Genomic DNA, 22,357 nt, shown 5'->3' on the forward strand with positions numbered 1-22,357 from the left:
TCCCAGCTGTCCACGTGGACAGGTAGCATCAGAGAATCACTCGTCCATTGCTAGGGCGTCCCTGAAGGACCGCATACTGCTGAACTACTTCCTGGGACGCTACGCGAGCCTGCAATGTTCGATGCAACTGGTACTGACCATCGATGGCCACGAGACGGCCTATCCGCGTACCGATTTCACGGGAGCGCCGTTCTGATGAGCAGAATCATGCGGGGTGCGCTCGGCGTGAGCCTCGCGCTGGCCGTTTCAGCGTGCGGCACGTGGCAGTCCGTCAAGGACGGCACCGTGAGCACCACGAAAGCGATTTTCGAGACGAAGGTCAAACAAATGAACCTCGTCGTGACGGCGCGCGGTGCGCTCAACCAGGACGCGCGCGGCGTGTCGCTGCCAGTCGTGCTGCGTATTTACCAACTGAAGGACAACAAGCCCTTTGCGACGACCACCTATGAGCAAGTGCTTGCGGGCAACGACGCTCTGAAAGCGGCGACGCTCTCGAGCCGGGACATGACGCTCGGGCCGGGGCAGACGCTGGAGGTGTCCGAACCGATGGACGAGGCGGCGAACTACGTGGGCGTGGCGGCGTTCTATCGCAACGCCGAAAGCGCCGAGTGGTCCGTGCTGGTGGCCAAAGCACGATGGAAGAAAACCGACCCAGTGAGGCTGTTGGTGTTGGAGCGCAGCCTGGAAATCGATACAGAGCACCGATGAAGTACTGATCCAGAAAAAAGTATCAGGAAATCTTAATGAAGGTGTTTGATTGCATCTTTGCCCTCATTTTCTCTCTGGCCAACATCGGAAGTCATCCCTCTGCATTTGCTCAGTCGGAGATATCTGCGTCGAGGCGGGCAGCAACTGTTGAGCCAGGCTGAAGCGCTGAACGAACGAGCGTGGAAGTTCACCACGCGCGGTACGGCTGTTTCGTCTCCGGCCGTATGCGTTCAAGCGGGACCACTCTGGCAGCAGGGATATGATCTACGGGTACGTGCCGAGGCCGAGGTAATCGGAAGTCGCTGGAACGTATCCAGACGGTCCCCGTCTTCGCCAGCAATGGCAGAGAAAACCCCGCAAAGCCTAGGCTCTGCGGGGTTTTTGTTTTCAGGCGCTCGAACGACAGCCGATTCTCGTCGTTCGCCTGAACGGCCTCAACATCCGAGGCCGTACCGATGCTACATAACCATCACTTCCCCGACGCAATCCGGTCCTGAATATGCTTCGCCCGCGCGGGCGAAGCCGGATGGGAACTCAACATGCTCGACTTCCCGCCATCGACCTTCGCGAGCTTGTTGAACGCCGCCACGAGCCCCGAAGGATCGAGTCCCTTCTTCTTCTGCATATCGAACGAATAATCGTCGGCGGCGCTTTCCTGCGACTGCGAGAACTGCGCGTTGACGAACTTCTCGGAGAGATCGCCCAGTTGCGACGACGACAGGCTTGCGACCACGCCCGTCGCCGACGACGCCACCGAGCGCACCGCCGACGCCGCGTAGGCCACTTGCATCGCCTTCTTCGTGTGTCCCAGTGCGACGTGGCCCATCTCGTGTCCAACGACACCGCGCACTTCGTCGTCGTTCATCAGGTCCATCAGGCCGCTATAGACGCGCACGCAGCCGTTGCCCATCGCCCACGCGTTGACGTCCTTCGTCATGTACACCTTGTAGTTGACCGGCACGCCGTTGATGTTGTTGCCGAGTTGCGCGGCGATCTTGTTCAGGCGTTTCGTGTACGCGCTATTGGCCGGCGCGATGGTGTTCTCATTGTCGAGTTGCGTGCAGGATTTGTCGGAGAGGGTGCGCACGTCGGCGTCGCTGAGCATCGCGGCCTGCGTCGCGAGCGTGCCCGATTGCACGAGCGCGTTCGGATCCATGCCCGCACAGCCGGCGAGCGTCGCGCAGAATGAAGCGGCGATGAAAAAACGGTGGAGTTTCATTGATTGCTTTCCTGTGTAGAAGAACCTCGACAACGGCATGCGCCGCCTGTGCGCGATGGTCGTCAGAAGGAAAGGGCAGCGCTACCCGATGTTTCCTAATTGCTTACGCCGTCGAGTCGGCGGACAGGCGCGCGACGGTTGTCGTAAGGAGGATGTTAGCAAGCGAGCGGACGCGCGCATACCCGGCGGCCGTCGCAACACAGGAAAATCGAGGATGGAATCAGCTTCAACCGCCACTGCGTGCGATCGCCGCGCGCACGCGCGCTGCAGCGGAGCCGATCGTCGATTGCTCGACGGCAACCGTCGCGACGTCGGGCAAGGCTTCGTCGGCGAGCTGGGTGAGGGTGCGTCCCGGCGGCATCTCGACGAACACGCGGGCGCCAAGCTCGCCGAGCACGATGGACGCATCGTGCCATCGCACCGGGTGGCGCAGATTGGTCGCGAGATCGTCGCGTATTGCGTCGGCGGTGCGCAGCACGCGTGCGCCCCGATTGCCGATGTACGGAATGCGCGGCGCATCGAACCGGACCTCGCGCGCGGCATCGGTCAGCAGGCGGGCGGCGTCGTCGAGCAGTTCGCAGTGCGACGGCACGCTCACCGCGAGCCGCTCGGCACGGCGCGCGCCGCGTTCGAGCACGCACTGCCGCACGCGTTCGAGTCCCGCGTCGCTGCCGGCGAGCACGATCTGACGCGGCGCGTTCAGGTTGCCGACATAGACATCGTCGACGCCGCTTTGCGCGATAGTCGCGCCGATTTCGCGTTCGTTCAGTCCGACCACGGCGAGCATGCCGTAGCCCGTCGGATACGCGTTCTCCATCAGTTGCGCGCGAAGCTGCACGAGCCGCAGCGCATCGTCGAACGCGATGGCGCCGCTCGCGACCGCCGCGCCATACGCGCCCACGGACAAACCCGCGGCCGCCTCGGGTTCGACGCCAACGGCCCGCAGCGCGCGCATCGCCGCCACGCCCGCGACGACGAGCGCGATCTGAACCGCGACGGTCGAACGCAACGCATCCGCGCTGTCCAGATCGAGCACGTTCAGCTTGAGGACGTCGGACGCTTCGGACACCGTGGCCGCGATGTGCGGATGCGGATCGGGGCCGCCGAGCGCATGCAGGAATCCGGGAACCTGCGCGCCCTGACCGGGAAACAGGAACGCGATCATGCGAGCGGCTCCGCGCGCCACGGATCGGCGACGAGGTTCGGGCCGGCGGCGCTTTTCAGCATCACGCGCGCAGTCGAGCGCGCGAATTCGCCGAGCGAGAACGCTGCATCGCCCGTGTCGATCTGCACGTCGATGCGTGTGGCGGCGTCGCGGGCCGCGTTCGAAAGCGCATCGAACAACGCGGCGGCGTGCTCGCGAGCAAGCGGTTCGGGCGCGCGCATCACGAGATCGAGATCGCTCGCGGGCGTGACGGTCGTGATGCCGCTCGCGAGTTCGAAGCCCATGCTGCCTGTCGGGCCCCACTGGCAACCGGTAGCGTCGAGCAGGGGCGCCACCGCGCGAAGGAGCGCGAAGGCGGGCAGCGTCGATTCGCCGGACACAGCCGCGCAAAGATCCTCGGGCGCGACGACGCGTCCGACATCGCGCGGATGAAGCCACGTCCCGAAGCGCTCGCTGCGCGTCGCGCCGCGCACGCCGATGGGAATCGCATCGGCGAGACGCGGCGCGCGGCGCACGACGACCCACGGCGCCCGCGCCAGCGCATCGGTCACCCACGCGGGCGCGTCGGCGAAGGCGGGCGCGTCGGGCGCGAGGCGCAGCAAGTCGTGCGGTCGCACGTTCGTGGTCACGATGCGTCCCATTGTTCGGCCATCCGCCTGCGCGCTTCGATCGATGCCGCGCGCGTGCGTTTCGCCTCGGCAGAAGCTAGACGGTTCGACAGATCCGGCGGACCTCGCCGCGCATCCTTCACCGCGTCGATCAGCGAGGCGCGCACGCGTTCGATATCGGCATCGGCGGGCGCGTCGGCATCGATGCCTTCGATCAGGTCGTGCAGCAGCCGGAGCTTCGCATACGCGCTCATCTTGTACGACATCGGCAGCACCGTATCGCCGAGCGCATCGAGCCCTTCGACGCTGCGCCGCGTCACCCGCGCGGCGGCTTCGCGCCCCATTGCGTGGACGGCGATGCCGGGCGCATCGAGCGCGACGATGCGGTTCGCCTGATAGCCGTGCGCGAGGTACGCGCCCGACATCGCCGGTCCGACGATCAGCGCGACCACCGGATGACCCGCGAGCCGCGCCTGGGCGTAGGCATCGACGGCCGCGGCGCACGCCAGATGCACGCCCAGCAGTTCCTCGCGGCGGCCGTAAGCCTGACTCTTCACGTCCACGATGGCGACGAGCGGGCGCTTGGCAGCGTTGCCGTCGGCATCTCGATCGGCATCGAGCGCTTCGCGCACCGTGCGCGCGAGCAGCCACCCCTGTTCGAGCCCGACGACGTTATCCCGCGCGCGGGGAAAGCGGTTGTGCGGATCGGGCACGACCGCGATGAAACGCGCGGTCTCATCGCCGAGCGGGGCATCGGCGGCGCGGACCGGGCCATTTTGCTGCGCGCCGCCGTGCGATGTCAGCGCGTCGAACCAGCGCTGTCCGCGTGAGTTGGAAACGGCTTCGGTCATCGTGAATCTCCTTGCCAGAGCGTGCGCAGCGTGTCGGGATCGATGGCGTCCGGGTCCACGCGCGCGAGCCGTTCGAGTTGCCGCTCCACCTCCTCGCTGCGATGCCGCGCCGGCACGCCGCGTTCAAACGCAGCGATGACCGCCGCGCGCACTTCGCCGCTGTCGTCTTCGACGAGCGTATCGGCAAGCCCGACCGCGACGCGCTCCTCGCCGCCGATCATCGACCAGATCAGCTTGCGGTCGGACGCGTCCAGTTCCTCGATGCCCGCTTCCTGCTCGATCACTTCGGGGCCGTTCATGCCGAGCCGCGCCTGCCGCGTCATCACGAGCGCGGTGCAGAGCGCGGCCGCGAGCGACATCCCGCCGAAGCAGCCGACCATCCCGCCGATCACGCCGACGACCGGCACATATCGCCGCAACGCGACGATCGCCGCCTGGATTTCCGCGATGACCGCAAGCCCGAGGTTGGCCTCCTGCAAACGCACGCCGCCGGTTTCGAACAGGACCACCGGACGGATCGCGCGGCCCTGCTCGAACTCGCGCGCGGCGAGTTCGAGCGCGGCGGCGATCTTCGTGCCCGAGACTTCGCCGATGCTGCCGCCCTGGAACGCCGGTTCGATCGCGGCCACGACGGCCGGCTCGCCGCCGAGCGTGCCGCGCGCGATGACCACGCCGTCGTCGGACTGGCAGACGACGTTCTGCATCGCAAGCCACGGCGATTCGAGCCGGTCGAACGGCCCGAGCAGTTCGCGGAAAGTGCCACGGTCGAGGAGCGCGGTTGCGCGCTCGCGCGCCGTCAGTTCGATGAAGCTGTGCCGCGCGATGAAGGTGTCGTGAGCGTTCATGGCGCGTCGTCCTCGCTCGCTTCGACGGCTTCCGCGAGCCGCAGCATCACGACGCCTGGCGTCGCGCCGAAGTCGTTGAGTTCGATTTTCGCGGCGCCGTCGTAGCGCGTGAAAAAGCGGTCGAGGACGCTCTTCCAGACGTGTCCGTACCCATCGACGCTCGTGCGGATGATCACCTCCGCGTGCGGCGCGCCGGAAGGCGACAGCAGCACTTCGAGATCGCCCGAGCCGACCACGCCGACGTGCGCGCGCCGCTTCACGGGCCGCGTCGCGGGATACTCGTAACGCATGCTTTCCATGGTTCGTTCCTTGTCAGTTGAGGCGCTGCAGGCGGTCGATAAAGAGCGTCGCGGCGAGCAGGTCCGCGGCGCCGCCGGGCGATGCGTTCAGCGCGAAGAGTGTGCGATCGAGTTGCGCGAGCGCGGCGCGACCGGCTGCACGCCCGACGCCGCCCGCTTCAATGACACGGCGCGCACCGTGCTGGGCGGCGCGCAGTGCGTCGAGTCCGCCGCGATGCAAAAGGCAGGTGTCGTCGAGCGATGCGACGATCGCAATCAGGGCTTCGAGACGGGCATCGTCTTCGTTCAACTGTCTGGCGCGCGCATTCAGGAGCGCGGGCAGGCCGACGCGCGAAACATGCGGAAAGCCTTCGCGCGCTTCGCCCCGCGCGCCCGCGACGCCGTATCGCTGCACGACGCGCGCGCCGTGGCTCGACGCTGCGGCGCGCGGCGCGAAGCGGTCGGGAAAGCACGCGATGGCGGCCGCCGACGCGCAGATGGCGTCGCCATCGTCCGGTGCGTTCATCGCGGCGCCGGCGCACAGCAAGCCGACGATCCAGATCGCGCCGCGATGCGCGTTGCTGCCGCCGGTAGCCGTCATCATCGCGTGTTCGCCTTCGCGGCCGAGGCGCGCGAGCCGTTCGCGCAATGCCTGCGACGGTGCTTCGCCCGTCGCCGCGCGCGCGATCGCTGCGAAAGTGGGACGCAAGGCGCGCGCCGAACGCAGCATGGTGTCGAGATCGAGGTCGCGATGGGCGCCGCTGCCGCGCCGGTCGACGAGCGCGGGCTTCGGTGTGAGAAACGCTTCGTCGATCAGGGCATCGACGGCGTAATCGGCGATGAGCGCCGCATCGGCGGGGGCATCGAATTTTAAAAGGGGAAGGGCGGCCGCCATCGCGTTCACCAGCTTCTGAACTTCGCGGGCGGCGCGTAGAGGCCGCCCGACCACGCGACGAGATCGTCGATGCTGCGCGCGGCGAGCAAGGACCGCTTCGCTTCGCCGCGCCGCACGCCGAGATCCTCGGGGAACGCGACGATGCCGCGCCGGCGCAGTTCGGCGGTCTTCGCGGGATCGGCACGCATGCCGATCGGCGTGACGCCCGCGACCGCCGCAAGCGCCGCGCGCCGTTCCTCGACGCCCTCGGCCGCATGCAGATACGCGATGCCTTCCTCGGTCACGACGTGGCTCACGTCGTCGCCGTAGATCATCACGGGCGCGATCGGCATGCCGCTCTTCTCGCCGACGGCGATCGCATCGAGCGCGTCGACGATGGTCGGCTCGCCGCCCTTCTTGAACGTCTCGGCCGTCTGCACGACGAGCTTGTGACCACGTCCGATCGACGGATTTGGTCCATCGGACTTCATCAGCTTCAACCACGCTTCGCTCGAATGGCGGCGTCCGCGCGGATCGTGGCCCATGTTCGGCGCGCCACCGAAGCCGGCGAGGCGCCCGAGCGTGACGGTCGAGGAATTGGCATCCGCGTCCATCTGCAAGGTCGAGCCGATGAACAGATCGACGCCGTATTGCCCGGCCAGCTGGCACAGCACGCGGTTCGAGCGCAGGCTGCCGTCGCGGCCGGTGAAGAAGACGTCCGAGCGCTCGGCGATGTAGTTCTCCATGCCGACTTCGCTGCCGAAGCAATGCACGCTCTCGACCCAGCCGCTTTCGATCGCGGGAATCAAGGTCGGATGCGGATTGAGCGCCCAGTTCCGGCAGATCTTGCCCTTGAGGCCGAGCGATTCGCCGTAGGTCGGAAGCAGCAGTTCGATGGCGGCGGTATCGAAGCCGATGCCGTGATTGAGCGTCGTCACGCCGTAGCGTTCGTAGATGCCGCGAATGGTCATCATCGCCATCAGGATCTGCAACTCGCCGATGTGGCGCGGATCGCGCGTGAAAAGCGGCTCGACCGCGAACGGCCGGTCCGCCTTCACGACCACGTCGACCCACGAGGCGGGAATATCGACGCGCGGCAGTTCATCGACGATCTCGTTGACCTGCGCGAGCACGATGCCGTGACGAAACGCGGTGGCCTCGACGATGGTCGGCGTGTCTTCGGTGTTCGCGCCGGTGTAGAGATTGCCCTGCCGGTCCGCCTGCACCGCGCACACGAGCGACACCTGCGGCGTGAGGTCGATGAACATGCGCGCATACAGTTCGATGTACGTATAGATCGCGCCGATCTCGAGCTTTCCGTCTTCGAGCAGTTGCGCGACGCGCAGGCTCTGCGGCCCCGCGAACGAAAAGTCGACCTTGTGCGCGATGCCGTTTTCGAAGAGCGCGAGATGCTCCGGCCGGCTGATGCTCGACAAGAGCAAATGCACGTCATGCACGCGCGCTGGGTCGACTTTCGCGAACGCGCGCGAGAGGAAGTCCGCCTGCTTCTGGTTGTTGCCTTCGAGCGCCACGCGATCGCCGGGGGCGATCAGCGCTTCGAGCGCATCGACGATGCGTTCCGACTTCAGCACGCCACCGTCGAGCCACGGCGCGATCGACGCAAGGCGACGCGCCTTTTCCTGCGCACGAGTATTCCATTGCCGCGGTTTCGGATCGGACGAGTTCATGGCTTGCCTTCGCCGGTGGAGGACGTCGCGGCATCGCGCGCAGCCGGGCGGCGCCGCTTCTTCCTGTGAGTGGATTGCGCGAACGCCTGCGCTTCGCTCAGGAAACGATAGACGAGTTCGCCTGTTGCCAGCAAATGTCGCGCCACGAGCCGCTGCGCCGCTTCGATGTCGCGCGCGCACAGGGCTTCGAGGATCGCTTCGTGCTCGGTGTCGGACTGGCCCTTGAAGGTTGGCAGCCCGAACTTCACGCGCAGATAACGCTCGCCGCGCCGATGCATCTGGCCGATCAATTCCATCAGGCGAGGGCGGTTCGCGGGCGCATAGAGGCTCATGTGGAACTGTTCGTTACGCACGACGTAGAGCGCGGGATCGGGTTCGTTCGCCGCGGCTTCGAGCAGCGCGCGGCACGTGGCGAGCGTCGCGGGCGTGTGATGCTCGATCGCAATGCCGATCGCGAGGCTTTCCAGCGACGCGCGGATCTCGTAGATCTCGCGCGCCTCGTCGGCGGATTGCAAGCTGACCGACGCCCCGCGATTCGGCTCGATCATCACCCAGCCTTCGCTGTCGAGCTGCCTGAAGGCCTCGCGCACGGGAATTGCGCTCACCGAGAACTGGCGCGCGATCGCGTCCTGCCGCAACGGCTCGCCCGGCAACAGCGATCCCTCGACGATCGCCGCGCGCAACGCATCGGCAATGAAGCGCGACGTGCTCTGGCGCGGCTCGAACTGCGCCTCGCGAAACGCGCTTGCTGCGATGAAATCGGGCTTTTTGGTCGTCATGGCTAGGTAGAAGTGCGGACTTGTCGTCGATGCAGGTTCAAATATTATATATAAAGTGGTATCGACGCGTTTATGGTGCTTTCCCTAGACACGACGCCAGTTGCACAGAATCAGAAACGGAAAGCGCGCGTCGGGAAACATCCGCAACTCCCTTGTATAGGACCGGAGCAACCGCTTTAGCGCTAACTCCGGCCGAGCGCAAAGCAGGAGACACACGTCATGCCGACTACGGTGGATCGCCCTGTACCTTCCGTCCAACGCGCCCGCACGCCGCTCAACCGTTCCCAGATCACGGGTTTCTGGGGCGCGTGGGCAGGCTGGACGCTCGACGGCATGGATTCGTTCATCTACGCGCTCGTGCTCGCGCCCGCGCTCACGGAACTCCTGCCGCGCTCCGGCTACGCGGCGACGCCCGCGAACATCGGACTCGCGGGGTCGATACTTTTCGCGCTGTTCCTCGTCGGCTGGGGTCTGTCGTTCATCTGGGGCCCGCTCGCGGACCGCTTTGGCCGCACGAAAGTGCTCGCCGCGACCATCTTCACGTTCGCGATCTTCACCGGGCTCGCGGCCACCTCGCATTCGGTCTGGGAACTGGGCATCTACCGGTTCCTCGCGGGCGTGGGCATCGGCGGAGAGTGGGCGCTCGCGGGCACCTACGTCGCCGAGGCCTGGCCGGAGGATCGCCGCAAGATGGGCGCGGGCTATCTGCAGACGGGTTATTACGCCGGCTTCTTCCTCGCCGCGGCGCTCAACTACACGATCGGTGCGACGTTCGGCTGGCGCGCGATGTTTCTCGTCGGGCTGTTTCCGGTCGTCGTGTCGATCATGGTGCTGTTGCGCGTGAAGGAAACCGACAAGTGGCAGCGCGCCGAAGCGAGCGCGGTCCAGACGGCGAGCGCCGTCAGGCACGCGAGCCCGCTGCGCACGATCTTCTCGCCGCAATACCGGCGGCGCACGGTGGTGGCCGCGACGCTCCTGACGGTCGCGATCATCGGCCTGTGGGCCGGCGCGGTCTACGAGCCGTCGGCCGTCATCCAGCTCGCGACGAAGGCCGGCATGGGCCGTGCGGAAGCAGCGCGCACCGCGTCGATCGCGACGGGGCTGCTTTCGATCGGCACGATCGTCGGCTGCCTCGCCTTGCCGCCGATGGCCGAGCGCATCGGCCGCAGGAAGACGCTCGCGGTGTATTTCGTCGGCATGGCTGCGTCGATCGCGCTGGCGTTCGGCTGGGCGTTCTATCTGCCGAACGGGCTCGTGCCGTTCATCGCGCTGCTCGTGGTGCTCGGGTTTTTCGGCGGCAACTTCGCGCTCTTCAGCCTGTGGCTGCCGGAACAGTTCGAAACCCGCGTGCGGGCGACGGCGTTTGCGTTCTGCACGTCGGTCGGGCGCTTCGTCGGGGCGATCGTGAACTTCGGCGTCGGCGCGATGGTGCTCAACATGAAGACACTCGGCGTGCCCATCGCGCTCACCTCGCTCGCCTTCCTGATCGGTCTCGCGGTGATACCATTCGCCCCCGAAACGAAGGGGCAGGAGTTGCCCAACTGAGGACGCGGGCATCCCGCGAACGCCTTACTGGGCGTAAGGTTGCGGGTCGAGGATAGACGGTAATACGAGGTTACCAGCGTGAAACAACTCGCCCGGACCGATCCGCTATATTGCTTCAACACAATAAACAACCGGTCGAGGTGTGCTTCACATGAACAAGGTATCAAAGATTTCGTTGCTGGCAGGGGTCGTTGCCGTCGGCAGTCTGGGTGTGTCGGGGGCGGCATTCGCGCAGGTGCATATCGGGGTGAACATCGGGGTTCCCGCGCCGGTTTATGTCGCGCCGCAGCCGGTCTACGCGCCGCCGCCGCCGCCCGTCATCTACGCGCCGCCTCCGCCGGTGTACGCGGCGCCGGCCATCGTCATCGGCTCGCATGGCGACCGCTATTACGACGGCCGCCGCTACTGGGACCGCGACGACTGGTATCGCCGTCATCCGGATCACTACGAGCACGGACACGGCGGTCATCACGACAACGGGCGTCACAACGGCTGGCATTGAACGCCGCGCCGGCGGAAAGTATTCACGGTTGCATGAAGAGCCATCCGATGCGAATCGGGTGGCTTTTTTCGTTGCTGCGGCGCTATCGTCCGATGTAACAAAAGGTAAGCTTTCTCCAGACATGACGGCTCTTCGCGCAAGAACTTACAAAGCTGAAATACTGAACTGAAAGCTATCCGTTATATTCGCGTCGACTTCAACACGATCCCGCCGAGGTACGCAATTGACGACCAGCAAAACGATCCGCCACTCCCTCACGCTCTCGCTCGGCCTTGTCGCGTTGTGCGCAAGCGGTTTCACCTATGCAGCCGACGTGCACGTCGGTGTGAACATCGGCGTTCCGACGCCTGTCTACGTCGTGCCGCAGCCGGTTTATGCGCCGCCTCCACCGCCTGTCATCTACCAGCCGGCGCCCGTCTACGTGCGCCCGCCGGTGGTGATCGGCTGGTACGGCAACCGCTACTACGACGGCCGGCGCTACTGGGATCGCGACGACTGGTACCGCCAGCACGGCCGCGGCCATGAGAAGCACCATGGTCACGGAAACGGTCACGGTCACGACAAGCATCACCACTGACGCGGGCCGAAAAAAAACCGTCCCCCGCTAAGGGGACGGTTCTCGGAAAAGCCGAAGCGCTGGAACGCGCTTATTCCGCCACCGCCGCCATCCCGCCGACGATCGCATTGAAGCCGCTGTCGACGTGCACGATCTCCGCGCTGACGCCCGCCGCGAGGTCCGACAGCAGGAACGCCGCCACGTTGCCGACCTGTTCGATCGTCACGTTGCGCTTGAGCGGCGCATTGTTCTCGACGAAATCCAGAATCTTGCCGAAGCCCTTGATGCCGCTTGCCGCGAGCGTCTTGATCGGACCGGCCGAAATGCCGTTCACGCGCACGCCCTTCGCGCCGAGCGATACGGCGAGATAGCGCACGCTCGCTTCGAGCGACGCCTTCGCGAGACCCATCGTGTTGTAGTTCGGGATCGCGCGCTCGGCGCCGAGATAGGAGAGCGTGAGAAGCGACGCATCCGGCGCGAGCATCGAGTGCGCGGCCTTTGCGAGCGCGGGGAAGCTGTACGCGGAGATGTCGTGGGCGATGCGGAAGTTCTCGCGCGTCATGCCGTCGAGAAAGTCGCCCGCGATCGCTTCGCGCGGCGCGAAGCCGATGGAGTGCACGATGCCGTCGAGCGAGTCCCAGCGTTCTTTCAGCGACGCGAAGAGCGCGTCGATCTGCGCATCGTCGGCGACGTCGCACGGAAAGACGAGGTCGCTGCCGAATTCGGTGGCGAACTCGGTGATGCGGTCCTTGAAGCGCTCGCCGACGTAGGTGAACGCCAGTTCCGCGCCTTCGCGCTTGCAGGCTTCGGCGATGCCGTAAGCGATCGAACGGTTGGACAGCAAGCCCGTCAGCAGAATTCGTTTTCCAGCGAGAAAGCCCATGAAAGCTCCTTTGTAGTCAATGTCGCGCGTGCGCCGTGTTTGCCATGAGCCGGTCGCCGCCACGGCCGGGCGGCAACACACGAGCGGAACCGCCTCTGATTTGGGTAGAATTCTCTCACATTGCGATGCCCGCCCTAAGCCTCACGCGGTGTTCGCGCCATCGGCCAATGCTTATTTTTCCTCGAAAGGGCTTATGACGACTCGCATCCCGACCGCGTCGCGACGGATCCCGCGTGTTCTCTTCGCGAGCGCGTTAATCGGGGCGATCGGCATGGCCTTGCCGCACGCGGCGTTCGCCGTGTACGCGATCGCGCAATACGGCGAGCCCAAGTATCCGCCGGACTTCAGGCACTTCGACTACGTGAATCCCGACGCGCCGCGCGGCGGAACCCTCGTGCTTGCCAACCCGAACCGCCTGACGAGCTTCGACAAATTCAATCCGTTCACCTTGCGCGGCAATCCGGCGCCCGGCTTGGGCTTCCTGTTCGAAAGCCTGACGACGGGCAGCCTCGACGAGATGTCGACGGCCTATGGTCTTTTGGCCGACGACATCCGCGTGGCCGACGACGGTCTCTCGACCACGTTCCACATCAATCCGAAGGCGCGCTTCTCGAACGGCGACCCGGTGACGGCCGAAGACGTCAAGTTCTCGTTCGAAACCCTGAAAAGCCCGAAGGCCGCGCCGCAGTATGCGGTGTACTTCGGGCAGATCGCGCGCGCGGTCGTCGTCGATCCGCTCACGATCCGCTTCGAGTTCAAAGCGCGCACGCGCGAAATGCCGCTGCTCGCAGGCGGCATTCCGGTGTTCTCGCGCAAGTGGGGCGTGAAACCGGACGGCACGCGCATCGACTTCGACCAGATCGCGTTCCAGAAGCCGATCGGCAGCGGGCCGTATCTGATCGAGCGCTACGACAACGGCCGCACGATCACCTACAAGCGCAATCCCGACTACTGGGGCAAGCAGTTGCCGGTGCGCATCGGCACGAATAACTTCGAGCGGATCGACTACAAGCTGTATTCGGATGGCGTCGCGCGGCTCGAAGCGTTCAAGGCGGGCGAATACGACGTGCTCGTCGAGAACGTCGCGCGCAACTGGGTGCGGCGCGACATCGGCAAGCGCTTCGACAGCGGCGAGCTCATCAAGCGCGAGTTCCCGCATCACAACGGCAGCGGCATGCAGGGCTTCTTCATGAACGTGCGCCGGCCGATCTTCCAGGACGTGCGCGTGCGGCAGGCGCTCGATCTCGCACTCGACTTCGAGTGGCTCAACCGGCAGCTTTTCTTCAACCAGTACAAGCGCACCGACAGCTTTTTCGTCAATACCGATCTTCAAGCGAAAGGAACGCCGAGCGACGGCGAACTCGCGCTGCTGTCGCCGCTGCGCTCGCAGCTCGATCCGTCCGTGTTCGGCGAGATGGTGCAGCAGCCGCGCACTTCGCCGCCGCCGGACGCGTTGCGCGCGAATCTCATCAAGGCGCGCCAGTTGCTGGCGGACGCGGGCTGGACCTATCGCGACGGCGCGCTGCGCAACGCGAAGGGCGAGCCGTTCGTGTTCGAGATCCTCGACGACACCGGCGGCGGCGCGTCGATGGAGCCGGTCGCCGCGGCATTCGCGCGCAATCTGCAGAAGCTCGGCATCGTGTGCAACTTCCGCACGGTCGACTACGCGCTGATCCAGAAGCGGCTCGACGCGTTCGACTTCGACATGACGAGCGTGCGCATGCCGGACGTGCAGGTCCCCGGCACGGAGCAGGTCTCGCGCTTTAGCAGCAAGTCCGCCGACGAGCAGGGCTCGGACAACCTCTCGGGCGTGAAGTCGCCGGCCGTCGACGAGATATTGCAGGCGGTGGTCTCGGCGCAGACGCGCGAGCAACTCGTCGATGCCACGCACGCGCTCGACCGGGTGCTGATGCACGGCTACTATGTGATCCCGCACTGGTATTCGGCGACGCACCGCGTGGCGTATCGCAATACGCTCGGCTTTCCGTCGACGCTGCCGCTTTACTACACCGCCGAGGACTGGATCACGTCGACGTGGTGGTTCAAGCCTGCCCAGAAGTAGTTGCGTCGCTAACCAAACCGGATCGCCACCCATGTGGAGCTACATCCTCAAACGCATCCTGCTCATGATCCCGACGTTGCTCGGCGTGCTCACGCTCACGTTCGCGGTGATCCAGTTCGTGCCGGGCGGTCCCGTCGAGCAGGCGGTGCACGATCTTCGGCGCGGCGGCGAGCAGGGCGGCGCGTTCGGCATGAGGACGCACACGGGCGTCGATGCGCAGCAGGTCGCGCAACTGAAAGCGCTATACGGCTTCGACAAACCGCCGCTCGAACGCTATGTCTCGATGCTCGGCAAGTTCGCGCGCTTCGATCTCGGCGAGAGCTACTTCCGGCATCAAAGCGTGTGGTCGCTGATCGTGTCGAAGCTGCCGGTGTCGATCAGCATCGGCGTGTGGACGTTCTTCATCACGTATCTGATCTCGGTGCCGCTCGGCATCGCGAAGGCGGTTAGAAACGGCTCGAACTTCGATGTCGCGACGAGCCTCGTCGTGCTGATCGGTTTCGCGATTCCGGGCTTCGTGCTCGGCGTGCTCTTGCTCGTGCTGTTCGGCGGCGGCACCTTCTGGCAACTGTTCCCGCTGCGCAACCTCACCTCCGACAACTGGGCGACGCTCTCGCTCGCCGGCAAGATCGTCGATTATCTGTGGCACATCACGTTGCCGATCATCGCGTCGGTGGTGGGCAGCTTCGCCGTCATCACGATGCTCACGAAAAACGCTTTCCTCGACGAGATCCGCAAGCAATATGTGCTGACCGCGCGGGCGAAGGGCTTGTCCGAGCGGCGCGTGCTATGGAAGCACGTGTTCCGCAATGCGCTCCTGCCGCTGATCGTGGGTTTTCCGGGTGCGTTCATCGGCGCGTTCTTTACCGGCAGCCTCCTGATCGAAACGCTTTTTTCGCTCGACGGCCTCGGCCTCTTGTCCTACGAGTCGGTGGTGCGGCGCGATTACCCGGTCGTGCTCGGCACGCTGTATCTCTTCACGCTGATCGGGCTTGCGACCAAGCTCATCTCGGACCTGTGCTACGTCTGGGTCGATCCGCGGATTCAATTCGAACAACTGGAGCGCTGACTTGAACCGAGCCGCATCGTCGCGCCGAGCCGCCGCCACCGACGGCCAGCCGCTTCGCCCTCATGTCTCCATGAAGCCGGGACGCCGCGTCTGGCTGCGCTTCAAGCGGCATCGGCTCGGGTACTGGAGTCTCATCGTGTTCGTCGCGGCGTTCGTGATCAGTCTCGCCGGGCCGCTGTGGTCGAACGACAAGCCGCTCGTCGTGCGCTATCAGGGGCATCTCTACTTTCCGCTCGTTGCGACCTATGCGGAGACGACCTTCGGCGGCGACTTCCCGACGCCCGCCGACTATCTCGACCCGTACATCCGCGATCGCTTTAGCGCGCCGGGCAATTTCGCGGTTTATCCGCCGAATCACTACTACTACGACACGCTCAACTATTTCTCGAAGGGCTCGAATCCGGCGCCGCCGTCGCGCGAGAACTGGCTCGGCACCGACGATCGCGGCCGCGACGTCTTCGCGCGCCTCGTGTACGGCTTTCGCGTCTCGGTGCTGTTCGCGCTCGTCCTGACCGCGATCGGCACGGTGCTCGGCGTGCTCGCGGGCGCGGTGCAGGGCTACTTCGGCGGCCGGACCGACATCACCGGACAGCGGCTGATCGAAATCTGGAGCGCGCTGCCCGAGCTTTATTTGCTGATCATCTTCGCGTCGATCTTCGAGCCGAGTCTCTTGCTGCTCGTGATCCTGCTGTCGCTCTTCGGCTGGATCGGCCTCTCGGACTACGTGCGCGCCGAATTCCTGCGTAACCGCACGCAGGATTACGTGCGCGCCGCGCGCGCGATGGGCCTCTCGAACTGGCAGATCATCTGGCGCCATGTGCTGCCGAATAGCCTGACGCCCGTCATCACGTTCCTGCCGTTTCGCATGAGCGGCGCGATTCTCGCGTTGACGAGCCTCGATTTTCTCGGCCTGGGCGTTCCCTCGCCAACGCCTTCGCTCGGCGAACTGCTCGCGCAAGGCAAGGCGAATCTCGACGCGTGGTGGATCTCGCTGTCGACCTTCGGCGTGCTGGTCGCGACGCTCTTGCTCCTGACGTTCATGGGCGACGCGCTGCGCAACGCGCTCGACACGCGGATCGCGGACGCAGTCAAGGCCGGAGGCGGCCGATGAACGAACCGCTGCTGCACATCGACCGCTTGCGCGTGCGTTTCGGCGAGACGCTCGCCGTCGACGACGTGAGCCTCTCGATCGAAGCGGGCGAGCGCGTGGCGCTGGTCGGCGAATCGGGCTCGGGCAAGAGCGTGACGGCGCTGTCGATCCTGCGCCTGCTGCGCGATGCCGAGCTGTCCGGCTCGATCCGCTTCGCCGGGGAAGAGCTGCTCACGAAAAGCGAGCACGCGATGCGCGGCCTGCGCGGCTCGGACATCGCGATGATCTTCCAGGAACCGATGACGGCGCTCAATCCGCTCTACACGGTGGGCGACCAGATCGTCGAGACGATCCGGCTGCACGACGGCACGTCGCCGCGCGAGGCCAGAAAGCGCGCGATCGACCTGCTCGCGCGCACCGGCATCACGGAGCCGGAACGCCGTATCGACAGCTATCCGCACCAGTTGTCGGGCGGCCAGCGCCAGCGCGTGATGATCGCGATGGCGCTTGCGTGCCGGCCGCGGCTCTTGCTCGCCGACGAGCCGACCACCGCGCTCGACGTGACGATCCGCGCGCAGATCGTCGATCTGCTGCTGGAACTGCAACGCGACGAAGCCGAAAAGCGCGGCATGGCCGTGTTGCTGATCACCCACGACCTGAATCTCGTGCGTCGCTTCGCGCAGCGCATCGCGGTGATGGAAAAAGGTCTGCTCGTCGAGAGCGGGACGGTCGAGGAAATCTTCACGTCGCCGCAGCATCCCTATACGCAGCGGCTGCTGGCGAGCCGGCCGCAACGCGCGGTGCTGCCGGTGCTGCCGCTCTCGCCCGTGCTGCTCGACGCGAAGGGCGTCTCGGTCGACTACGCGACGAAGCTGCCCGGTTTCGCCGGCTGGTTCCGGCGCGGCGCGTTCAAGGCGGTGAACGGCGTGTCGGTGTCGGTGCGTCAGGGCGAGACGCTCGGGATCGTTGGCGAGTCGGGTTCGGGCAAATCCACGCTCGCGATGGCGCTGCTCGGCCTGCAGCGCGTTTCGCATGGCGAGGTGGAATTTCAGGGCAGGGCGCTTGCCGCTTATCGCGGACGCGACAAGACCGTGCTGCGCTCGAACATGCAGGTGGTGTTTCAGGACCCGTTCAGTTCGCTGTCGCCGCGGCACACGATCGAGCGGATCGTCGGCGAGGGGCTCGCGCTGCACCGTCCGGAACTCGACGCGGCCGCGCGCCACGCGAAAGTGGTGTCGGTGCTGCGCGAGGTCGGCATGGACCGCACGGCGCTTGCGCGGTACCCGCACGAGTTCTCGGGCGGCCAGCGCCAGCGCATCGCGATTGCGCGCGCGCTCGTGCTGGAACCGCGCATCCTGATCCTCGACGAGCCGACCAGCGCGCTCGATGTATCGATCCAGATGCAGGTGCTGAAACTCCTCGCCGACCTGCAAAAAAAGTACAACCTTGGCTACGTTTTCATCAGCCACGATCTGGAAGTGATCGGGGCGATGGCGCACCGCGTGGCGGTGATGCAGAACGGTTTCGTCGTCGAAAGCGGTGATGTGGAGCAAATTTTTTCGACGCCGTCGCACGACTACACTCGGAAACTTCTCAAAGCCTCGTTGGCTGCCTGAATTTCACTCTTCTCACCAATTAGGTGCGACCAGCGATTGATTTTCTCTATATCTTTTGACATGCAAATAATTACTGGCTAGTATCGTCCAAACTTTACATATGCCTCTGATTTTTCAGACTTTCTTCGCAAAAACTACCGACCGATGCAGCCAATTTCCTTGACTCAGACATGCGTACGCGCCGCTGCGGGCATGTTGATCGGCCTACTGATGACAGCAACTTCGGGCGCGTTCGCCGACGAAGTGAACAATTCCAGTCAAAATGCCAGCAATGGCATTTTTTCGTCTTCGAAGGCAAACGATATCTATCCGGTCGCGGACTCGGGCAATTCCGCCTCCGCGTCCTCGGGCACCAAATCTTTCCTCTCCGGCATGGCGAGCAAGGCGGGCGACGTCGTCGTCGGCGCGCTCAACATGATCGGCGTGCGTTACCGCTGGGGCGGCGACACGCCGGATTCGGGCCTCGACTGCAGCGGCTTCGTGCGCTACGTGTTCCAGGACACGCTCGGCATGACGCTGCCGCGCCGCGCCGAGGAAATGAGCCGCGTTGGCGAGAAGGTTCGCGTGAGCGAACTGAAGCCCGGCGACCTCGTGTTCTTCAACACGATGCGCCGCTCGTTCTCGCACGTGGGCATCTACATCGGCGACAACAAGTTCGTGCATTCGCCGTCGACGGGCAGCACGATCCGCGTCGACGACATGGAAAACGCCTACTGGGAAAAGCGCTACACCGGCGCGCGCCGCATCGAAACGGCATTTCCGATGGACGGCAACGATCTGCGACAGCGCGTGAGCGCCACCATCGGCGGCAATCAGTAAGCTTGCCGGTTCGGTCGGTTCCAGGAAGCCCGCTTCGAGAGAAGCGGGCTTTTTGTTCTTCCCGAGCCGGTTGAATCAGGCCGTCGCGCCCTTCATCGCCAGCTTGCGCTGCAACTCCGGCCAGATCTTCGCCACCGCTTCTTCGCCCGCGAGAATCGCGGCATTGCGCTGGCCGAAGTCGCTGCTGCTCATCGCCGCGAGATTCGGGCGGATCACGAAGTCGGCGTATTTGTCGAGCTCGTAGGCCTTGATCGTCTGGCCCATGATCGTGAAGGTCTGCATCAGCACGTCGAACGAGCTTTGCGTGAGCGCCGATTCCGGCCGCGCCGAGATGTCGACCGCGATCACGAAGTCCGCGCCCATCTTGTGCGCGAACGCGGCCGGCACCGGGCTCACGAGGCCGCCGTCCACATATTCGTGCCCGCCGATCGTCACCGGCTCGAAGATCGACGGAACGCTGCACGACGCCCGCACCGCGATGCCGGTGTTGCCGCGCTGGAAGAGAATCGGCTGGCCGTTTCTCAGGTCCGTCGCGACGATGCCGAGCGGCTTCGCCATCTTTTCGATCGGCCGGTTGTCGAGCGTCTTGTTGAGAAAATTCTGAAGCGCGACGCCCTGCAGAATGCCGCGCGTGCGAAAGGGCATCGCCCAGTCGCTGATCGACGCTTCGTCCATCGAGAGCGCGACCTTGTTGATCGCGATGCCGCTCATGCCCGATGCCGAGAGCGCCGCGATCACCGATCCCGCGCTCGTGCCCGCGAGCAGATCCACGCGCACGTTGCGCGCCTCCAGCGCCTTGATGACGCCGATATGCGCGAAACCGCGCGCGGCGCCGCCGCCGAGCGCAAGCCCGACGCGCAAGGCGCGCGGCGGTTCGATCTTCGACGGCGCATTCGTGGCGCCCGTTTGTGCGTTGCCGTTGCCGGTGATGTTACTGCCGGTCGTCGTGCACGCGGCGAGCGCGGCGGACGCGGCCGCGATCGAGAACGCGCGGCGCGACAGTCGGGAAGTCGATGATTTCAAAGTAATTCTCCAGCGGCGCGCGATGGCGGGTCAAAACGCTTCTCTGCCGCCTGGGGCGCGGGATCGTCCCGAAAACGGCGCGCACATCATAAAGCAACTCGGCGCACCGCCGCCGGTAAAAAGCGGGCGGCGAGTATAATTCCGTCTCATTTTGATCGGTCGTCCGGCGCGAATTCCAGGCCGCATCGGAGCGCGACGCCGATCGTCGACGCATCGTTCGCGCCTCGCACCCGTGCTGCTGCGCCGGAAGCCGCCTCCGGCGACCGACACACGCGAACGCATTCCGCCATCGAGTACACACGCCCATGACCACGCAAGTCCGCACCCGCTTCGCTCCGAGCCCGACCGGCTTCATCCATCTCGGCAACATCCGCTCCGCGCTCTACCCGTGGGCGTTCGCGCGCAAGATGAAGGGCACCTTCGTGCTGCGCATCGAAGACACCGACGTCGAGCGTTCGAGCGAGGCATCCGTCGACGCGATCCTCGAAGGCATGGAGTGGCTCGGCCTCGATTTCGACGAAGGCCCGTTCTATCAGATGCAGCGGATGGAGCGCTATCGCGAGGTCGTGCGGCAGATGCTCGACAAGGGCCTCGCGTACCACTGCTACATGTCGACGGAAGAACTCGACGCGCTGCGCGAGCGTCAACGCGCGGCCGGCGAGAAACCGCGCTACGACGGCACGTGGCGCCCGGAGCCGGGCAAGACGCTGCCGCCGGTGCCGGAGGGCGTGGCGCCCGTCGTGCGCTTTCGCAATCCGGAGAGCGGCGTCGTGAGTTGGGACGACGCGGTGAAGGGCACGGTCGAGATCTCGAACGAGGAACTGGACGATCTCGTCATCGCGCGCCCGGACGGCACGCCGACCTACAACTTCTGCGTGGTCGTCGACGATCTCGACATGAAGATCACCCACGTCATTCGCGGCGACGATCACGTGAACAACACGCCGCGCCAGATCAACATCCTGCGCGCGCTCGGCGGCGAGGTGCCGGTCTACGCGCATCTGCCGACCGTGCTCAACGAGCAGGGCGAGAAGATGAGCAAGCGCCACGGGGCGATGAGCGTCGTCGGGTATCGCGACGAGGGGTATCTGCCCGAGGCGGTCGTGAACTACCTCGCGCGTCTTGGCTGGTCGCACGGCGATGCGGAAATTTTCACGCGCGAGCAGTTCGTCGAATGGTTCGACCTCGATCATCTCGGCAAGTCGCCCGCGCAATACGACCACGCCAAGCTGAACTGGCTGAACGCGCACTACATCAAGGAAGCCGACAACGCGCGCCTCGCGACGCTCGTCACGCCGTTCCTGACGCAGCTTGGCATCGACGCGGCGGCGATCGAACAGGGCGCGCCGCTCGAACTGGTGATCGGCCTCTTGAAGGATCGCGCGTCGACGGTGAAGGAAATCGCCGAGAACGCGGCGATGTTCTACAAGGAGCCGGTGATCGAACCGGACGCTTTCGCGCAGCACGTCACGGACGCGGTGCGCCCGGCGCTCGCGGATCTGCGCGCGGCGCTCGCGGACGTCGAATGGACCAAGGAAGCGATCTCGGCCGCGCTCAAGGCGACGCTCGCCGCGCACAAGCTCAAGATGCCGCATCTCGCGATGCCGGTGCGGCTGCTCGTCGCGGGCACGACGCATACGCCCTCCATCGATGCGGTGCTGGTGCTGTTCGGCCGTGAGACGGTGCTGGCGCGTCTCGACAAGGCGAACGCGTAAGACGGTTTGGGGCCGCCGCGTTCGCACGCGCGCGGTGGCTTTGTCGGGCGCAATCGCAAGAGATAAAAAAATTTCCGACGAGTGCACCCAAAGGTATTTACAACTTCAAAAGTGCCCTTTAGAATCTCGTTTCTGTTCTGCAAGGGGGTATAGCTCAGCTGGGAGAGCGCTTGCATGGCATGCAAGAGGTCAGCGGTTCGATCCCGCTTACCTCCACCACAGAACGGTTTGGGGTCGAGATTGAGGTGTTTGAAACTGCTCGTTGAGTTTCAGCTGTCGCAAAAAGGACTTCCCAAGTAACAAAAAGTTGTATATAGTTTCGGTCTTCGCTAAAGTAGTCGAATCAGAGCGAAGCAAGTAGCAAGACAGAGATTGACCCAAGTTTCTGTCCCCTTCGTCTAGAGGCCTAGGACATCACCCTTTCACGGTGAGTACAGGGGTTCGAATCCCCTAGGGGACGCC

22 protein-coding genes and 2 tRNA genes are annotated in these 22,357 nt (G+C 65.0%); 13 read left to right on the forward strand and 11 right to left on the reverse strand.

Annotated elements, in window-relative coordinates; genetic code table 11:
* Together AWB66_RS34645 and tssJ are read left to right on the forward strand one after the other, a co-directional pair.
* Positions 1–196 (forward strand): hypothetical protein (locus AWB66_RS34645; protein ID WP_235021307.1); only part of this gene is annotated, 196 nt, incomplete at its 5' end.
* 11 nt (positions 197–207) lie between these two features.
* Positions 208–708, forward strand: a complete 501-nt coding sequence (gene tssJ, locus AWB66_RS29960) for a type VI secretion system lipoprotein TssJ (RefSeq protein ID WP_235021308.1) — start codon at positions 208–210, stop codon at positions 706–708.
* A gap of 469 nt (positions 709–1,177) precedes the next feature.
* Here tssJ and loiP read toward each other — a convergent pair whose 3' ends face one another.
* The 9 genes from loiP to AWB66_RS30005 form a co-directional block, all read right to left on the reverse strand.
* Positions 1,178–1,927 carry a metalloprotease LoiP gene (gene loiP / locus AWB66_RS29965; protein WP_087633660.1) on the reverse strand — a complete coding sequence of 250 codons (750 nt, stop codon included), beginning with the start codon at positions 1,925–1,927 and terminating at the stop codon, positions 1,178–1,180.
* Positions 1,928–2,153: 226 nt separating this feature from the next.
* Complete coding sequence (gene mdcH, locus AWB66_RS29970) at positions 2,154–3,092, reverse strand: malonate decarboxylase subunit epsilon (protein ID WP_087633661.1); 939 nt, start codon at positions 3,090–3,092, stop codon at positions 2,154–2,156.
* Positions 3,089–3,733 (reverse strand): malonate decarboxylase holo-ACP synthase, encoded by a 645-nt coding sequence (locus tag AWB66_RS29975; protein WP_087633662.1) that lies wholly within the window; start codon positions 3,731–3,733, stop codon positions 3,089–3,091. The genes mdcH and AWB66_RS29975 overlap by 4 nt, the downstream gene beginning before the upstream one ends.
* The gene (gene mdcE, locus AWB66_RS29980; RefSeq protein ID WP_087633663.1) at positions 3,718–4,551 is read right to left on the reverse strand and encodes a biotin-independent malonate decarboxylase subunit gamma; all 834 of its coding nucleotides are present in this window, start codon (positions 4,549–4,551) and stop codon (positions 3,718–3,720) included. Before mdcE ends, AWB66_RS29975 begins: the two co-directional genes overlap by 16 nt.
* The gene (locus tag AWB66_RS29985; protein WP_087633664.1) at positions 4,548–5,396 is read right to left on the reverse strand and encodes a biotin-independent malonate decarboxylase subunit beta; all 849 of its coding nucleotides are present in this window, start codon (positions 5,394–5,396) and stop codon (positions 4,548–4,550) included. Before AWB66_RS29985 ends, mdcE begins: the two co-directional genes overlap by 4 nt.
* Entirely contained in the window at positions 5,393–5,695 is a 303-nt protein-coding gene (locus AWB66_RS29990; protein ID WP_087633665.1) for a malonate decarboxylase subunit delta, read from the reverse strand. Before AWB66_RS29990 ends, AWB66_RS29985 begins: the two co-directional genes overlap by 4 nt.
* A gap of 13 nt (positions 5,696–5,708) precedes the next feature.
* Positions 5,709–6,569: a triphosphoribosyl-dephospho-CoA synthase gene (locus AWB66_RS29995; RefSeq protein WP_087633666.1), complete on the reverse strand. Its 861-nt coding sequence runs from the start codon at positions 6,567–6,569 to the stop codon at positions 5,709–5,711.
* 5 nt (positions 6,570–6,574) lie between these two features.
* Entirely contained in the window at positions 6,575–8,236 is a 1,662-nt protein-coding gene (gene mdcA / locus AWB66_RS30000) for a malonate decarboxylase subunit alpha (RefSeq protein WP_087633667.1), read from the reverse strand.
* The gene (locus AWB66_RS30005; RefSeq protein WP_087633668.1) at positions 8,233–9,015 is read right to left on the reverse strand and encodes a GntR family transcriptional regulator; all 783 of its coding nucleotides are present in this window, start codon (positions 9,013–9,015) and stop codon (positions 8,233–8,235) included. Before AWB66_RS30005 ends, mdcA begins: the two co-directional genes overlap by 4 nt.
* A gap of 219 nt (positions 9,016–9,234) precedes the next feature.
* On the opposite strand from AWB66_RS30005, the gene AWB66_RS30010 reads away from it, so the two are divergent.
* The 3 genes from AWB66_RS30010 to AWB66_RS30020 all read left to right on the forward strand — a co-directional run bounded on the left by AWB66_RS30010 (position 9,235) and on the right by AWB66_RS30020 (position 11,639).
* A complete protein-coding gene (locus tag AWB66_RS30010; protein WP_087633669.1) occupies positions 9,235–10,560 on the forward strand; it encodes an MFS transporter in 1,326 nt (441 codons plus the stop codon).
* 151 nt (positions 10,561–10,711) lie between these two features.
* Complete coding sequence (locus AWB66_RS30015) at positions 10,712–11,062, forward strand: hypothetical protein (protein ID WP_087633670.1); 351 nt, start codon at positions 10,712–10,714, stop codon at positions 11,060–11,062.
* A 223-nt stretch (positions 11,063–11,285) separates the two neighbouring features.
* Positions 11,286–11,639, forward strand: a complete 354-nt coding sequence (locus tag AWB66_RS30020) for a hypothetical protein (RefSeq protein ID WP_200819105.1) — start codon at positions 11,286–11,288, stop codon at positions 11,637–11,639.
* A gap of 70 nt (positions 11,640–11,709) precedes the next feature.
* Here AWB66_RS30020 and fabI read toward each other — a convergent pair whose 3' ends face one another.
* The gene (gene fabI / locus AWB66_RS30025; protein ID WP_087633671.1) at positions 11,710–12,501 is read right to left on the reverse strand and encodes an enoyl-ACP reductase FabI; all 792 of its coding nucleotides are present in this window, start codon (positions 12,499–12,501) and stop codon (positions 11,710–11,712) included.
* A 271-nt stretch (positions 12,502–12,772) separates the two neighbouring features.
* On the opposite strand from fabI, the gene AWB66_RS30030 reads away from it, so the two are divergent.
* The 5 genes from AWB66_RS30030 (at position 12,773) to AWB66_RS30050 (ending at position 19,157) form a co-directional block, all read left to right on the forward strand.
* Complete coding sequence (locus AWB66_RS30030; RefSeq protein ID WP_235021309.1) at positions 12,773–14,563, forward strand: extracellular solute-binding protein; 1,791 nt, start codon at positions 12,773–12,775, stop codon at positions 14,561–14,563.
* A 31-nt stretch (positions 14,564–14,594) separates the two neighbouring features.
* On the forward strand, positions 14,595–15,632 hold the full coding sequence (locus tag AWB66_RS30035) for a microcin C ABC transporter permease YejB (RefSeq protein WP_087633673.1): 1,038 nt from the start codon (positions 14,595–14,597) through the stop codon (positions 15,630–15,632).
* A 1-nt stretch (position 15,633) separates the two neighbouring features.
* A complete protein-coding gene (locus AWB66_RS30040; protein WP_087633674.1) occupies positions 15,634–16,743 on the forward strand; it encodes an ABC transporter permease in 1,110 nt (369 codons plus the stop codon).
* On the forward strand, positions 16,740–18,338 hold the full coding sequence (locus AWB66_RS30045) for an ABC transporter ATP-binding protein (protein WP_087633675.1): 1,599 nt from the start codon (positions 16,740–16,742) through the stop codon (positions 18,336–18,338). The genes AWB66_RS30040 and AWB66_RS30045 overlap by 4 nt, the downstream gene beginning before the upstream one ends.
* Positions 18,339–18,482: 144 nt before the next feature.
* Positions 18,483–19,157 carry a C40 family peptidase gene (locus tag AWB66_RS30050; protein ID WP_087633676.1) on the forward strand — a complete coding sequence of 225 codons (675 nt, stop codon included), beginning with the start codon at positions 18,483–18,485 and terminating at the stop codon, positions 19,155–19,157.
* 75 nt (positions 19,158–19,232) lie between these two features.
* On the opposite strand, the gene AWB66_RS30055 is transcribed toward AWB66_RS30050, so the two are convergent.
* On the reverse strand, positions 19,233–20,180 hold the full coding sequence (locus tag AWB66_RS30055; RefSeq protein WP_087633677.1) for a patatin-like phospholipase family protein: 948 nt from the start codon (positions 20,178–20,180) through the stop codon (positions 19,233–19,235).
* A 305-nt stretch (positions 20,181–20,485) separates the two neighbouring features.
* Here AWB66_RS30055 and gltX point away from each other — a divergent pair, with 305 nt between their 5' ends.
* From gltX to AWB66_RS30070, 3 genes are all read left to right on the forward strand, one after another.
* A complete protein-coding gene (gene gltX, locus AWB66_RS30060; RefSeq protein ID WP_087633678.1) occupies positions 20,486–21,895 on the forward strand; it encodes a glutamate--tRNA ligase in 1,410 nt (469 codons plus the stop codon).
* A 143-nt stretch (positions 21,896–22,038) separates the two neighbouring features.
* Positions 22,039–22,114: transfer RNA gene (locus tag AWB66_RS30065), tRNA-Ala, on the forward strand.
* Between the two features lie 168 nt (positions 22,115–22,282).
* Positions 22,283–22,355: transfer RNA gene (locus AWB66_RS30070), tRNA-Glu, on the forward strand.
* Positions 22,356–22,357 lie beyond the last annotated feature (2 nt).

Source organism: Caballeronia telluris, from assembly GCF_001544495.1.
Classification (GTDB): Bacteria; Pseudomonadota; Gammaproteobacteria; order Burkholderiales; family Burkholderiaceae; genus Caballeronia; species Caballeronia telluris.